We start from the raw sequence: 15,696 nt of genomic DNA, 5'->3' as shown, positions 1-15,696 counted from the left end.
AAAAATTTTACTGAAATTCATCAGAAAATTGTTTTAAAGTTTTATGATTTAACGATTTAATCAACTCTGATTCAGCATTATCAAATAATTTTTCAAGATTATCATTCATTTGTTTACCAACTGGACATTCAGGATTGGTATGATTCATTCTTCCAAAAACATTTTCTTGATTGACAATTTTATAGATATCGCCTAACAAAATATCAGCAGAATCTTTAACTAAATAAATTCCTCCTTCTTTACCTTTTTTCGAATCTATGAAGCCTGCTTCTTTCAAGAATTTAATCTCACGACGAACCACAACAGGATTAACATTAATACTTCCAGCAATAAAATCAGAAGTAATTAATTGTCCTTTAAATTTTTCAGTCAAAACTAAAATATGAATCGCCGTTGCAAATCTTAAATTATTCATTTCTCTATATCGATGGGACAAATTTAGTACAAATTTTTTAATTGTAACAAATATTGATACAATTTTATTGATTAATTTCTCTTAAATTTGTTGCATACTCCTATACATATGGAAAATTATAAAAAACATTTATCAAATATTATTGATCTGACAGAAGAACAATGGGCAGAAATTGAAAAATTTTTGGTGGTAAAACACATCAAAAAGAATGAATTTATTTTAGAACCTGGCGAATATTCCGAAGATTATTTTTTTGTTGAATCTGGCGTTATTCGTTCTTATACAATAGATGAAAATGGAAAAGAACATGTCTTGCAATTTGGTACAGAAAATTGGATTGTAAGTGATAGAAATAGTGCTTTTTGTAAGCAACAATCAAAATTTTATATTCAAGCAATAGAAGATTCTACCGTTATTTTATTGAATGAAAAATTGAATGATTTAATCACTCGATTAAATCCAAATTATTTAGCTGCTCAAAATAAATTAATTCAAAATCATGTGCGTAGTTTACAAGATCGTATTAATTTGTTACTTGGTGCATCTGCAAAGACTCGTTATTTAGAATTTATGCGTCTTTATCCCAACCAACTCTCTCGCATACCGCAATGGATGATCGCTTCATATTTAGGCATCACACCCGAAAGTTTAAGTAGAGTTCGTAAAGAAATAGCACATGGATAGTTATAGTTTTGAAATTTTTGTACCAGAAAAACCTAAAAAAAATAATAAACAGATTGCAAAAGTCATCTTATCATTTCTCGCCGTTACTGTAATTAGTTTTGTGTTTTTGGAACTGAAAGTGTTCAAAAATCAAACGTATTATTACATTTTTATTGGGCTTTTAGCAACAGCTGTTGCTTATTGGAATGGTTATTTTAAGCGACCTTCGGCAGAATTGAAAGGTAATTTTGATGGAAAATTGACATTTACAAAAGATACAATTTCTGTAAAGGATCAAACTTTTTCAATCAACGATTTGTTTTCTATTGTCATTGATAATGAAGATTACAAAGGAAAAGCTGTAAAGGAATTTGGTGAGTTCGAAAATCCAGAAGGTTCGCACGGAATTAGTAATTTGATTACATTAAAAACAAAAGATAATCAATTTGTTGAAGCTTATTTTTTACAAAAATCGTTAAATGAATTTTCTAAAATCGAATCATTTTTAATTCAATATTACAAAAACAATTTACTTTCTGAAGATGATTTAATTTCGATCATGCATTTAGAATATGATATTGATAAGAACGAATTGAGAAAAAAATTAAGATAATTTAATTTTTCACTAACATATAAAAGTTGAGTTACTCTCATTATTTAATGTAATTTTGTACCACTTAAAAACAATAATTTATGCAACCAACAGCAGAATGGTTAAAAACTTGGGAATCTAAAAGAGAATTCACTTTAGCTCCTAATGATTTAGAAAAATATTTTACAGATAAAGAAATTGGAGGTGTAGAAATCGACCAAATCGAAATGGGAGAAGTTTCTTTACCATCAGGTAAAATCTTTGTAAATGATCCTTTGGGAGAATATTTATCAATGGATAAAGATCCTTATTTCCTTGAAACGCCAAAAGGTAATTTTCCTGTAACTGCAAGCATCGTAAAATTTGAAGACGATGGTGACGTTGAGAATTTGATTGGTTGTATCAAAGTTGCTTTTACAAACGAAAAACCTGTTCGTTACGAAGAAGCAATGAAAGGGATTGAGTTGATTGACGAATTACAAGAAGGAGAATATTTTGGTTTTTCTATCGAAAGTGGTTTAGCTACAATTGTTGATGCAGAAGCAAAAGATTCTTTTGTAAAATTTATTGATGAATTCGAAAGCAAAGGTGATGTAAATTTATACGATGATTATTTCAATGCATTATTCGTAGAGAACGCTAAAAATAACCCAAAATATCAGTCAGAAGAAGGAGATTGGATCAATTGGACAATTCCAAATACAGAATTCAAATCGCCAATTTTTCAAGCTGGTTTTGGAGAAGGAATCTACCCTGCTTACTTTGGTTACAATGAAAAAGGAGAAATTGTTGCATTTTATATTCAATTCATCGATGCTGAATTAGAAGATTCAGAAGATGATGACGAATGGTTGTAATTAATTTTTCGATCAAATAATATTTAAATCCTTCAAGAAATTGAGGGATTTTTTTGTTTAGAAATTTATAAGAACAATCAAATTCTTGGCTTCTATTTTAATAAAAAACTTGAAACTAAAACATATAGATTAAGTAACTATAATAAACTATTTTACACTAAAAGTCTAGAGAATAAAAATAGTTATGAATTTTCAAAATGAATATAAAATCTCTGAAAAGTTGAAAGATAATTGATATTTATTGAAACGAATTGAGTGAAACAAAAAACTCCCGCAAATGCGGGAGTTTTTATTTCTATATATAAAGATAATTATTTCGCTTTATACTTCGCGATTCCATCTTGTAACCATTTTAAGTAAACTTCTACATCAAGTTCAGCTTCTAAAGGTTTTGAGAAACGATTCAAATCTTTATCAACCAAAATATAATAAGGCTGTGCATTTGCATTAAAATGTTCAATTTCGAAAGAAGTCCATTTGTTACCTACTGTTTTCAAATTACGATCTAATGCTTTCGAAAATACTTTTTGATCTTCTGGTAATTCTTTTGCTTCGTCAACATATAACGAAACTAAAACAACATCTTCAGCCAAAATCTTCTTCACACGTTCATCACTCCAAACACGTTCTTCAACTTTACGACAGTTTGCACATGCATGTCCCGTGAAATCTAATAACATTGGTTTTCCAACTTTCGTTGCATAAGCCGCAGCCTGATCAAAATCTTTGAATGCAGGAATTCCATGAGGTCCAGCAACCATATTAGGATCATCAAATTTAGCTGTCGCTTGTCCACCACCTACACCTTCGTGGAAACCTCGTGGTGCTTCAGAATATGTCATTGGAGGTGTTAAACCACTTAATAATTTTAATGGTCCTCCCCATAAACCTGGAATCATGTAAATCGCAAATGATACTGAAATCAATGCAAATAACATTCTCGGAACACCGATTGTTTGTACAGGTGAATCTAATTCTAATCTAAATTTACCTAAAAGATATAATCCTAAGAAGATAAAAATTGCAATCCAAAATGCTAAGAAAATTTCTCTTGGTAGCCAGTTCATTTGCCAAACTAAATCAGCATTTGATAAAAATTTCAAGGCAAAAGCTAATTCAATAAATCCTAATGAAACTTTGATTGTATTTAACCATCCTCCAGATTTTGGCATTGAATTTAACCATCCTGGGAACATTGCAAATAATGTAAATGGAATCGCTAATGCTAAAGAGAATCCGAACATTCCTACGATTAACGAATAATAGTTCCCTCCTTGCGTCGCTTGAACTAATAACGAACCGATAATTGGTCCTGTACAAGAAAATGAAACTAATGCTAATGTGAATGCCATAAAGAAGATTCCGATTAATCCACCTTTATCAGCACCTTTATCAGCAGCATTTACCCACTTGCTTGGTAATGTCAATTCGAAAGCTCCGAAGAATGAAATTGCAAATACAATAAAAATCGCAAAGAATGCTAAATTCACCCACGGATTTGTTGACATTTCATTTAGGACTGATGGTCCAAAAATAACTGTCGCCAATAAACCTAATGCAACATAAATAACAATAATTGATAATCCATAAATAAATGCTTTACCAACTCCTTCTCCTTTCGATTTACTTTGTTTTGTAAACATACTTACTGTCAAAGGAATCATTGGGAAAATACAAGGCATTAATAACGCCGCTAATCCACCTAAAAATCCTAAAGAAAAGATTTTTAATAAACCATTATTTTTCTTTTCGTTATCTGCTAATAAAGAGTCGTCAACTTTTTTGATTGTATCTTGTGTTGCCGCAACAACCGCTATAGAACCCTCTTGAACAGAATCTTGCGTAATTTCAGTTACTGCAACTGTATCTTTTGCTTCTGTAGCATCTGCTGGCTTTGCCTCTTCTTTCGTTTCTTCAACTTTTGTAGAAGGCGTTAATTTTATCGTTCCACTTGTTTCATCTGGTGGCAAACAACGTTCAGCATCACACATCTGAAATTCTATTGTATACGATACATTTACAGGTTTATCACCTGAAACTTTCACTTTTTGAACAAATTTTACTTGATTTTCGTAATATTTTTCATCTTGTTCAAAAATTTGGCTGTATTTATCTATACGTTTTCCAACTTCTCGCGTACCTCCAACCAATTTTGCATTTGCAGCTGGTTTAAATGATGCACTTGCTGGAATTCCAATTCCTCCATCAGGATGTTTCATTGAATAAAGGTGCCAACCTTTATCAATTTTTCCTGTTACCTCGATTTCAAACTCATTTTGTCCAACCTCCTTCACCGAACTCGACCATTTTGCAGGACTAAATAATTGTGCGTTGACTAAAATTGGAAACAAAAAAAGTATCCAAAGTTTCTTTAACATACTGTAATGTTTAAAAAGTTTTTACTTGTTTCTGTCGTTTTGAAACGTTCATCCAAACGATGATTTACCACCCAAATAATTTGATCTTTTTGGTCACAAAGCAACCAAACCTTCTCTTTTTCTAACTTAGAAAGTTTCAAATCTTTCATAAACTTACTCAACAATTTTTTTTGACCTTTCATTCCAATTGGATAAAAGAAATCTCCCTCTTTTACTTTTCTAAGTTTAAGTGGAAACAAAATTGATGTAAAGTCTACTATTTCAGTAGCGTTTTCGTGTGGATTTATCGATTTCACGAACTTCAAATTTAACGAATTGATTTCAATTAACTCATCAAAAATCGTTAATTCATCTTCATTTTCTTCTTCTATTTTTTGCAACAACAAATTTTCTCGATTTTTAATTAATCGATAAGTTGCTGATTTTATTTCACTTCCCGTTTCTGCATCTAAAAATTTCAAAATTTCTTTGCTCGACGAAAATCCATATTTTTCGAACAAATAATGTAAAAATGTTTCTAATGGTTGAAGTTTTTTTAATGCAGAAATTTCAATTTCAATCGGATTATATCCTGAAAATAAGTCACTTCTAATTTCTTCAACTTTATTTTGTACAATTTGATAATTATCGTTGATATGATTTAAACTTGACAAAAAATTCTCATCAAATTGCGGATGAAGCTCTTTTAGTATTGGCGTAATGTGATGACGAATCTTATTTCTGGTATAATCATCCGTCGCATTCGTATAATCTTCTCGCCAATTAATTTCATTTGATTTTGCATATTCCAACAAATCATTTTTCGTAAGATTCAAAAGTGGACGAAAAATTTTTCCATTATCAATTTGCATTCCGACCAAACCTTTCAAACCTGTTCCACGAGAAAGATTAATCAAAAATGTTTCGATATTATCATCCAAATGATGCGCTGTCACCAAAACATCCAAACGATTTTGTTTTTGAACTTGCTTAAACCATTCATAACGCAAATTCCTGCAAGCCATTTCGACCGAATAATTTCCTGTTTTCTGATAAGCTGCAACATCAAAACGAACCGAATGAAACGGAATATTATATTTTCCGCAATATTCTCTCACAAACATTTCATCACCATTTGCGTCTTCTTCACGCAACTGAAAATTACAATGTCCTACCTGAAAATTTGCAGCAGTTTGACGAAATAAATCTAACAAAACCATGCTATCAATTCCTCCACTAATCGCCAATAAATAGCGATGCGTAGAAAAAGAATGTTGATCTAAAAGTTCTTTAAACTCTTCTTGTATAGATTTATTTTTCATGAAATGTAAATGTTCGAAATTAGGAAGAATTCTCGAAAAAAAGTTATACTTTTTCTCTTCACTTTTATAAAATTTCCCAATAAAAAAGCCTGAAAAACTCAGGCTAAAGATTTATTTTAAACTTTCTAAAGATTTATTTTCAAGAATTTCTAAAGTCGAATCTCTCAATTCAACCATCACTTTATTCAATGTGCAAACGCCTTCGTTAGGGCAATCATCACATTTTTCGTAGTAATTTTTACTTACACAAGGCAAAAGCGCGATCGGCCCTTCTAAAACACGAATCAAAGAAGCTAAACTGATATCTTTCGCATCGCGCGCCAAATAATATCCACCTCCTTTTCCTTGTTTCGAATTGACGAAGCCTAACTTTTTTAAATCCAATAAAATAGCTTCCAAGAATTTTTTAGGGATAACTTCTGTTTCAGAAATTTGCCCAATTAAAACTGGTTTGTTACTTTCTTGTCTGGCCAAATGAGCCATCGCTTTTAGTCCGTATTTTGTCTTTTTTGATAACAATTCTATAAGATTTAACTACAAAAATAACGTTGATTGTTGTATAAAACAAATATAAAATTAAATCGTTGAACCGAGATTTAAAAATATTTCATCAAAAAATCAATTACCTTTTGAGTTGTAGAATTATAGGGATAATTGAGAAATTTTGACGGCGATAAAAATCGATTGACTTTTAAAATAGGTTTCATATGCGAAAAATCTTTAAAGCCAGCATAACCTGTTGAAGCTCCAATTCCAGAATTATTAACTCCGCCAAAAGGCAAATTTGGATGTAAAACCTGCACCAATGTTTCGTTAATTACCACAGAACCAGATGAAGTTTCATTCTTAATTTTATTAATAAAAATAAAATTTTTCGAAAAGATATATAACGCTAAAGGCTTTTCTTTCTGACTAATAGATTCAATTACTTCATTTATTTCTTTAAATGTATAAATCGGAAAAATTGGTCCAAATATTTCTTCTTCATTGATTTTTGCATCAAATGGAATATCTGTCAATAAAGTTGGTTTAATGTACAATTCAGCTTCAATGTATTCATTTCCGAAAGGACAATTTGCACCATTTTCTATTGCATTTTCAATCAAGTTTTTTAATCGATTATAATTTTGAAGATTTACAATTCTTGCCAAATCTTTCGATTGTGAAGGATTTTTTCCAAAGACTTTTTCTATATGTTCAATAAACATATTTATAAATTGCTCTTGAAATTCTTTTTTAATCAAAATATAATCTGGCGCAATACATGTTTGACCAAAATTTATCAATTTTCCCCAAACTGCTTTTTCAACCACTTCTTGCATTGGAATTGTTCCATCAATAATCAAAGGCGACTTTCCTCCTAACTCCAACGTCACCGAAGAAAGATGCTTTGCTCCTGCTTGCATCACAATTTTACCCACTTTTGGCGAACCTGTGAAATGAATATGATCAAATTTTTTAGTTAACAAATAAGTCGTTTCTTCAATTTCTCCTTCGATAATCGCGACATGATTTTCTTCAAAAACTTCAGAAATAATTTTATTAAGAACTTTTGAAACATTCGGACAAAACTCCGAAGGTTTAAGAATTGTTGTATTTCCAGCCGAAATACAAGCAACTAAATGCACCAAACACAATTGAAAAGGATAATTCCAAGGCGAAATAATCAAACAATTTCCCAAAGCTTCCGGTTGAATTTGCGCTTTTGAACCGAAAAAAAGTAAATTATTTGAAACTGTTTTCGCTTTTGTCCAACGATTCAAATTCTTTCGAAATAATCGAATTTCAGCTAAAACAGGAAATATTTCGGTAGAATCAGATTCTATTTTAGATTTTCTTAAATCCAAAAACAATGCATCTTCTATTTCGGCACGATGATTTAGAATTGAATTTTCTAAGTTTTTCAGACTTTCTTTCCGCTGATAAACAGTAAGATGACGAATATTTACTTTATTCTCACATTGCTTATCATAAATCTCATCTATTTTCGTTTTAAAATCTGACACATGAAAAAATTTGAACGTTAATTTACTACTATTTTGAGTATTTTTAATCCCAAAAAGCAACAAATGAAAAATAATCTTACTTTGGTTGATAAATTAAATCACATCAAAAATTTATTTATTATTGGTAAAAGTGATGGCAATTTGAATGAAAAAGAGATTCAAATTATCTCTGATATTGCCAAATTTCATGAGCTTTCCGCCAAAGATGTAAGTTATATTTTGAACGAAAACACGAAGTTTTATTTTACGTTGCCTAAAACATTTACAGATCGACTTTCTTTGTTATACGACGCTGTTTTATTAATGGTTGTAGATTTGAATATTCATCAAAATGAAAAGGCAATTTGCATTGATTTAGCTAAAAAATTTGAGTTTAATCCACAAATTATTGATGAATTAATCGAGGATATTTTGAGTTATATTTTAGAAGGAAAAGAATGTGATGAAGTGATGGAATACTTGATTAAATACTCGCATCCAAAGCAAAATTTGAATTAAATTTTTATTGAAAAAGTTGATAAATCGTTAACAAAGAAATCACACTCGTCACTCCTCCTATTACATAGTTGATATTCTTTAAAATAAATGAATCTTCTTCCGATTTAGAGTTAAAAAATTTCAGATATAGACCAAAAATAATCATCGAACCAATAACAACTCCTAAAGCAAAAACTGAGCTGTTTGGCTGTCCAAAAACATTAACATTATACGAAACCAACGTTGCGCTTAAAAACACATAAAAAGGTATTGGAAAAACATTTATAGCAGATAACAATAATCCATAAATGAATTTATTTTTTTGTTTTACATCACCTTGTTGTTTTAGCTTTTTATTCTTCTTTTTTTGATCTTGTTTCTTCGCAAAAAAGAGAAAATAAATCGTAATAATTACAAAAACAGCTAATCCAACTTCCCTAAAAATTTTGGTAACTTCTTCATTAAAATCAATAAATTTTGCTAGAAAAATTGCTAAATAAACCTGAATTGCTATCGTTACCGCAGTTCCAGACATAAAAGTATATGCACTTTTTACTCCTTCTTGTTTCCCAATTTTCACCACCGTCATATTCAACAATCCAGGAATGGACGATCCAATAAAAGCTGTGAAAATTCCGATTAAAAGTAGTTCTAAATACTGCATTAATTCTTTTTAAAAAGGTTTGCAAATTTAATGAATTATAGTTTATGGTTTACTCAAAATAGAATAAGATTCATATCATAAAAGATCTTAATCCGATTTAATAGTTTAGCTTTTATATATTTGCAATTATTATAAAAATACTATGAAAACAAACTTTACAAAATTATTACTGCTATCAATTATTTCAACTTCTATTTTTACTTCTTGTAAAAATGATGATAATGGTGATCTAACTTCAAACAATGAAAAAAAGGTAATTAAAAAAATCAAATCTACTGGCTATGAATTTATAAATGGAACAGAAACACAGGATGTAAGCGAAGGAACCTTTATTTATGATAAAGATTACAAAAAATTACTAAATGTAAATTATACAAATGGAATGATTTCAACTTATAAGTATGATACAAATGATAATTTAATTACAGTAGAATACAATGGCGCTACAAATCCTCTTGAAAATAGCACATTAAATTTATTTTACAACGGAAATAAGTTAGCTTATACACAAACTGTTGAGTCTGGTACTATTACACAACGTAATGAATATTATTACAACAACTTAGGTAAGTTTAATAAAGAAATTGTTTGTAGCAACGGTAGTGCATGTAATGGAGATCAAAATGCAATTTATTCTTATACAAATAATAATATTACATCCGTTATTGACAAAACATTTGGAAGTTGGTTTAGTGATGGGATGAAAAATTTATATGAATTCGACAAATCAAATAGTCCTTACAAAAATTCTCAAGAAGTAATTAGAATTCTTCAAAATCAATTTATGCATTCTTATAGTGAAAATAATGTAGTTAAAGAAACGCAATATTGGAGTTTATCAAATGCAGAACCTAATAGAATTGTAACTTATACTTACACGTATGATAAAGATAATTTTCCTATTTTAATTGTAGGAAAAGATGAAAAGGGAAATAATTATTTTAAAGTAGAGTACGAATATTACAACTAAAAAAAACCACTTCAAATGAAGTGGTTTTTAAATTTTATTTTGATAAAAAAATTACAATGAAGCTAATTGTTCTTCAATTTGTGCAATTTTTTCTAAAGCATCTGCCTCTTTTTTGCGTTCTGCATTAATTACTTGTTCTGGCGCACCAGCAACAAATTTTTCGTTTGATAATTTTTTACGAACAGAATTTAAGAAACCTTGGTTGTAATCCAACTCTTTTTGTAATTTCTCGCGTTCAGCTTCAATATCGATATTATCAGACATCGGAACCATAAATTCTAGCGTCCCAACGCGAAAAGCAAAACCTTTTTCTGGTTTATCTCCTGTATTGAAATTAGAAACATTTCCTAATTTAGAGAAAACATCAACATAAATTTCGTTCGCAGCTTGATCTTCAGCAAAAACTTCTAAAGCTTCTTTTGGCGACATTCCTTTTTCTGAACGTAATCCACGAATTGCCGTAGTTGCTTCTTTTGTATTTTCGAAATTCTTGATAATTTCTTCGTTAAAAGATGTTACTTCTGGATATTTAGAAATAATCAAGGCTTCGTTTTCTGTTCTTTCTGCAATTAAGTGCCAAATTTCTTCTGTTAAGAAAGGCATAAATGGATGTAAAACTTTCAATACATTTTCTAAATAAGAAATAGTTACAGCATAAGTTTTTGCATCAATTGGCTCACCAAAAGTAGGTTTAATCGCTTCTAAATACCAAGAACAGAAATCATCCCAAATCAATTTATAAATCGCCATCAATGAATCAGATAAACGATATTGATCGTAATTATATTCGATATCTGCTAATGTTTGTTGGAATTTATTTTCGAACCATTCAACCGCTTTTGCTTGAGCAGAAGTTTGTACTAAATCTTCTTTAACTTCCCAACCTTTGATTAAACGGAAAGCATTCCAAATTTTATTGGCGAAATTACGTCCTTGTAAACACAAATCAACATCGAAAGGTAAATCATTCCCAGCAGGCGCCGTTAACAACATTCCCATACGCGTTGCATCTGCACCGTATTCGTTCATCAATTCGATTGGATCTGGTGAATTTCCTAACGATTTCGACATTTTACGTCCTTGTTTATCACGAACAATTCCTGTAAAATATACATTTTCGAAAGGTAATTCGTTGCGATACTCATATCCAGCCACAATCATACGCGCTACCCAGAAGAAAATAATATCTGGACCAGTTACTAAATCTTGTGTTGGATAATAATAATTGATTTCTTCATTTTCTGGCTCATTAATTCCGTTGAAAACAGAAATTGGCCATAACCAAGAAGAAAACCAAGTATCTAATGCATCTTCATCTTGACGTAAATCTTCAATAGTTAATGCAGCATTTCCTGTTTTTTCTTGTGCTAATGGTAAAGCTTCTTCTTTTGTTAAAGCCACAACGAAATCTTCGTTTCCATCACCATAGAAAAATGCAGGAATTTGGTGTCCCCACCATAATTGACGAGAAATGTTCCAATCTGTTACATTTTCCATCCAATTACGATACGTATTTTTAAATTTCGCAGGATGAAATTTAATCGTATCATTCATTACATTATCTAAAGCTGGTTTAGCTAAATCTGTCATTTTCAAGAACCATTGATTAGAGATTTTAGGCTCAATCACCGCTCCTGTTCTTTCAGATGTACCAACTTTATTATTATAATTTTCTACTTTTTCAAGTAAACCTTTTTCTTCTAATTCTTTTTCGATTTCTTTACGCGCTTTGAAACGGTCTAATCCAGCATAATTTAATCCTAAATCATTCAATTTTGCATCATCTGTAAAAATATCAATGAAATCTAAGTTATGTTTTTTACCTAATTCGTAATCGTTTACATCGTGCGCAGGCGTAACTTTAAGACATCCTGTACCAAATTCGATGTCAACATATTCGTCTTCGATAATATTTACTTTACGACCAACGATTGGAACAATAACTTGTTTTCCTTTCAACCATTCGTATCGCTCGTCATTTGGATTGATACAAACTGCAGAGTCACCAAAAATTGTTTCAGGACGAGTTGTCGCTACAACAATATATTGATCAGTTCCGTCAACTTGATATTTTAAATGATATAATTTTCCATTTTTATCAACATGAATAACTTCTTCGTCAGAAATATTTGTCTTCGCCTCTGGATCCCAGTTTACCATACGGTATCCACGGTAAATTAATCCCTTGTTATATAAATCAACAAAAACACGTTGAACAGATTCAGATAAATCTGGATCCATCGTAAATTTTGTACGATCCCAATCGCAAGAAGCTCCTAACTTTTTTAATTGATCTAAAATAATTCCACCATGCTTATGCGTCCAATCCCAAGCATGACTAAGAAATTCTTCACGACCAATATCAAATTTAGAAACACCTTCTTCTTTTAATTTCGCAACAACTTTCGCTTCCGTAGCAATCGAAGCATGGTCTGTACCTGGTACCCAACAAGCATTGAATCCACGCATACGTGCACGACGAATTAAAACGTCCTGAATCGTATTATTTAACATATGTCCCATGTGTAAGACCCCTGTTACATTTGGTGGTGGAATGACTATTGTGTAAGCTTTTCTTTCATCTGGAGTAGATTTAAAATACTTCTTCTCCATCCAGTATTCATACCATTTTCCTTCAACTTCCGTTGGCGTATATTTAGATGCGATTTCCATTATTTATATATGACTTAAAATAAATTTGGGCAAATTTACATAATCTGCCTTAAACTGCCTAGTATATTAAATATATATTATAAAATTGGAATGTTTTTTTAATAAATTCGAAAGTAATTTTATTTAAAGTAAAATTCTTTTGTACATTTGATTATAAATTAATTATCGTCATGAAAAAATTAATGTTTTTAGGTGCTTTTGCTTTAGGCGTTACAAGTTTATTTGCTCAAACACTTAGTTTAGAAAAAGAAGAAATTCAATTTGGAAATATAAAGTTGAATACTGAAGTAACAGCTAAGATGAAAGTAACCAACTCAGGTGATAAACCTTTAATCCTTAAAAGCGTTGTTGGATCTTGTGGATGTACAGTTCCAGAATATCCTACAACACCTATCGAACCAGGAAAATCTGCGGATATTACCGTTAAATATTCAAGTGGTTCTGTGACTGGAGATTTTAATAAATCCGTAACAATCACATCTAACGATCCGGTTTCTTCTCGAAAAATTTTCAGAATAAAAGGAAAAGCAGAATAATAGTAAAGCAAGTTATTTAACTTGCTTTTTTTGTTCTTCTTTCAAAATGTTTAAAATCTTCTCTCTTTTTCTGTCCATTTTTTCAAAATAAAAGCCTTTTCTTACATCAGTAGAATCGATTTGTTGTAGGTAAATTTGATATTGTAGAAATTTTTCTAATTTGGTTTTACTTATTTTTAAATTATTAATGTTCAATTCAGTTTCTTTATAATTTCCTGGAATTAAAATTTGATCAAAATTTATACTTCTCATATAAGAAAATGATTTAATATTTTTGAAATAATCACCTTTAAAAATAGAAAATATTAAAATAAATGAAGTAATATATACAAATATTAAACTTAATAATTCTGAATATTTATTAAATATTTTAGTGTTAACTAACTTAAACATAATTAATAAATCAATAATTAATACATCTAATAAAAATCTAAATTGATTAGAAAAAATTAATATTATTAATAATTTCACTATACAACAGAATATTAACGATTTTATAAAATAATTCTTTTTATAGAAGCCTATTAACAAATTGAAAATTGTTAAACAAATAATTAAAAGAAAAATTATTGTTCGAGAAGATGATTGAAAAAAAATAGCTTGAAAATATTCAGTTGTATTCATTCTTGCTACTTCTTCAAAAGTAAACGAATCTTTAAGTGGAATAAATTTACCGTTCTGTGCAGATAATTCATATAAATGATGCGGTGAAGCCCATTTCAAACTATTTATTGAAGAAAATTCTAAAGGAAACAAAGGATTTGCTGATATAATTATTCCTTTGAAAATAAATAGAAATACTACAAAAATTATTAATAACAAATTCTTGTCTTTTAAATTTTTATATTCTTTATTTCTTAAATATTCAATCCCAAAAAATAAAAGTAACACAATACTTATTGGTTTAATTACAAATAAAATAGTAGCATAAAAAAGGTAATCAGATGCTTTATTATTATAACGCAAATATTCGTTGATTAATAGAATCGAAAGAACAAAAACAGGAAGATCTGGCGAAGGAATATTTAGAAAAAATAAAAAAAGGAGAATTAAAAATAAGAAGTTTTTTCTGCTTTAATTCGAAAACATAGAGATTGAAGATTAAAAATAAACAAAAATTTAATCGATAATAAATATCCAATGTTTCGTTAATAGAAGCTTGTAAAATATGCCAAAAACTATTTTGCGCCAAAACCCATTCAAAATTAGAAAGACCCTTTACAAAACCAGCAAAATCTAACCATTTTATTGTCGGAATATAATACCCGAAATGATCTAAAATAAAAGGATACGTAACGGCGACCAACAATCCAACAAAAGTAAAAGCATAAAAATATCGTGATATATTTTTCAGTTTCAACAAACTTCGCTTCACTTCGTTTCTATGATAAATTAATGATAGAATCGCAATTGAAATTAATACTACTTCGTATGTAAAATTTAATGGAAGAAAAAATGCGACGAAAAAACTTATCAGTCCAACTCCTATCATTCCATTTATAACTGTAAACGAAATAGTTGAATTAATTCGAGGAAAAATTTTCTGAAATAAAAATCCAAACCCTAAAAAATAGAAAAATAAGGCGATTGATAAAAAAAACTGAAAAACCATTATTTCCCTAACAATCTTGAAGTTACATGATTACTAAATGATTCAATTTCATTTGATTTTAGAAATTTAACTTTCATTGTTCCATCAAAATCTTCGACTGAAATGATTTCAATTTCATCATTCAAATGAATATTTTTTGAATTCAAATATTTCAAAAATTCATCAGAAGAACCAATGACAGCACATATTTCTACTTTGTCACCTTCTTTAAATTCTGCCAACTTTTTGTAATTGATAATTTCTATTTTTCCGTTTTTATCTGGAATTGGAGAACCATGCGGATCTAATTTAGGAAAATTTAATAATTCGTCCATTTTATCGAAAAAAATTGAACTTTGAATATGTTCTATTTGCTCAGCAATTTCATGCACTTGCTCCCAGCCAAATCCCATTTTATCTACCAAAAACATCTCTGTCAATCGGTGTTTTCTTACAATCAAAGAAGCTTTTAAAATTCCTTTATCAGATAACCGAAGTGGTTTATACGATTCATAAATCACCAATTCTTTTTCAGCTAATTTTTTCATCATACTATTTACAGTAGGCATTTTT

General features: G+C 29.6%; 14 protein-coding genes and 1 pseudogene. 6 read left to right on the top strand and 9 right to left on the bottom strand.

Annotation, left to right across the window (positions count from 1 at the left end; all coding sequences use genetic code 11):
• Positions 1 to 7: 7 nt before the first annotated feature.
• Positions 8 to 415, bottom strand: coding sequence for an RrF2 family transcriptional regulator (locus B2217_RS14580; RefSeq protein ID WP_291076817.1), 408 nt, complete (start codon positions 413 to 415; stop codon positions 8 to 10).
• A gap of 108 nt (positions 416 to 523) precedes the next feature.
• On the opposite strand from B2217_RS14580, the gene B2217_RS14575 reads away from it, so the two are divergent.
• From B2217_RS14575 to B2217_RS14565, 3 genes are all read left to right on the top strand, one after another.
• Positions 524 to 1,099: a Crp/Fnr family transcriptional regulator gene (locus B2217_RS14575; protein WP_038335750.1), complete on the top strand. Its 576-nt coding sequence runs from the start codon at positions 524 to 526 to the stop codon at positions 1,097 to 1,099.
• Complete coding sequence (locus tag B2217_RS14570; RefSeq protein WP_038335749.1) at positions 1,092 to 1,691, top strand: hypothetical protein; 600 nt, start codon at positions 1,092 to 1,094, stop codon at positions 1,689 to 1,691. The genes B2217_RS14575 and B2217_RS14570 overlap by 8 nt, the downstream gene beginning before the upstream one ends.
• Before the next feature lie 80 nt (positions 1,692 to 1,771).
• Positions 1,772 to 2,527 (top strand): DUF4241 domain-containing protein, encoded by a 756-nt coding sequence (locus B2217_RS14565; protein WP_038335748.1) that lies wholly within the window; start codon positions 1,772 to 1,774, stop codon positions 2,525 to 2,527.
• A gap of 311 nt (positions 2,528 to 2,838) precedes the next feature.
• Here the strand turns inward: B2217_RS14565 and B2217_RS14560 are convergent, their stop codons facing one another.
• The 4 genes from B2217_RS14560 to B2217_RS14545 form a co-directional block, all read right to left on the bottom strand.
• Positions 2,839 to 4,905, bottom strand: a complete 2,067-nt coding sequence (locus B2217_RS14560) for a protein-disulfide reductase DsbD family protein (RefSeq protein WP_180906749.1) — start codon at positions 4,903 to 4,905, stop codon at positions 2,839 to 2,841.
• A complete protein-coding gene (gene tilS, locus B2217_RS14555; protein WP_180906748.1) occupies positions 4,899 to 6,206 on the bottom strand; it encodes a tRNA lysidine(34) synthetase TilS in 1,308 nt (435 codons plus the stop codon). The genes B2217_RS14560 and tilS overlap by 7 nt, the downstream gene beginning before the upstream one ends.
• A 111-nt stretch (positions 6,207 to 6,317) precedes the next feature.
• Complete coding sequence (locus B2217_RS14550; protein ID WP_038334449.1) at positions 6,318 to 6,725, bottom strand: RrF2 family transcriptional regulator; 408 nt, start codon at positions 6,723 to 6,725, stop codon at positions 6,318 to 6,320.
• Between the two features lie 77 nt (positions 6,726 to 6,802).
• On the bottom strand, positions 6,803 to 8,212 hold the full coding sequence (locus B2217_RS14545; protein WP_180906747.1) for an aldehyde dehydrogenase family protein: 1,410 nt from the start codon (positions 8,210 to 8,212) through the stop codon (positions 6,803 to 6,805).
• Between the two features lie 63 nt (positions 8,213 to 8,275).
• Here B2217_RS14545 and B2217_RS14540 point away from each other — a divergent pair, with 63 nt between their 5' ends.
• Positions 8,276 to 8,710: a hypothetical protein gene (locus B2217_RS14540; protein WP_180906746.1), complete on the top strand. Its 435-nt coding sequence runs from the start codon at positions 8,276 to 8,278 to the stop codon at positions 8,708 to 8,710.
• A 4-nt stretch (positions 8,711 to 8,714) separates the two neighbouring features.
• On the opposite strand, the gene B2217_RS14535 is transcribed toward B2217_RS14540, so the two are convergent.
• Positions 8,715 to 9,353 carry a LysE family transporter gene (locus B2217_RS14535; protein WP_180906745.1) on the bottom strand — a complete coding sequence of 213 codons (639 nt, stop codon included), beginning with the start codon at positions 9,351 to 9,353 and terminating at the stop codon, positions 8,715 to 8,717.
• 142 nt (positions 9,354 to 9,495) lie between these two features.
• On the opposite strand from B2217_RS14535, the gene B2217_RS14530 reads away from it, so the two are divergent.
• A complete protein-coding gene (locus B2217_RS14530) occupies positions 9,496 to 10,323 on the top strand; it encodes a hypothetical protein (protein WP_180906744.1) in 828 nt (275 codons plus the stop codon).
• Positions 10,324 to 10,374: 51 nt separating this feature from the next.
• On the opposite strand, the gene B2217_RS14525 is transcribed toward B2217_RS14530, so the two are convergent.
• Complete coding sequence (locus B2217_RS14525; protein WP_180906743.1) at positions 10,375 to 12,996, bottom strand: valine--tRNA ligase; 2,622 nt, start codon at positions 12,994 to 12,996, stop codon at positions 10,375 to 10,377.
• 170 nt (positions 12,997 to 13,166) lie between these two features.
• Between B2217_RS14525 and B2217_RS14520 the strand changes: the two genes are divergently transcribed.
• Positions 13,167 to 13,532, top strand: a complete 366-nt coding sequence (locus B2217_RS14520; RefSeq protein WP_038334454.1) for a DUF1573 domain-containing protein — start codon at positions 13,167 to 13,169, stop codon at positions 13,530 to 13,532.
• 12 nt (positions 13,533 to 13,544) lie between these two features.
• On the opposite strand, the pseudogene B2217_RS16985 reads toward B2217_RS14520, so the two are convergent.
• A pseudogene (locus B2217_RS16985) lies at positions 13,545 to 15,144 on the bottom strand (LIC_10190 family membrane protein).
• Positions 15,144 to 15,696, bottom strand: a 553-nt coding sequence (locus tag B2217_RS14505) for a metal-dependent transcriptional regulator (RefSeq protein ID WP_291122966.1), incomplete at its 5' end; no start/stop codon positions are given. The pseudogene B2217_RS16985 and the gene B2217_RS14505, both read right to left, overlap by 1 nt.

The sequence above is a fragment of the Empedobacter sp. UBA7620 genome, assembly GCF_002484185.1.
In the GTDB taxonomy this organism is placed as follows: domain Bacteria; phylum Bacteroidota; class Bacteroidia; order Flavobacteriales; family Weeksellaceae; genus Empedobacter; species Empedobacter falsenii_C.
Note: the sequence above shows the minus strand (reverse complement) of the source record. Positions and strands in the feature narration are given on the sequence as shown.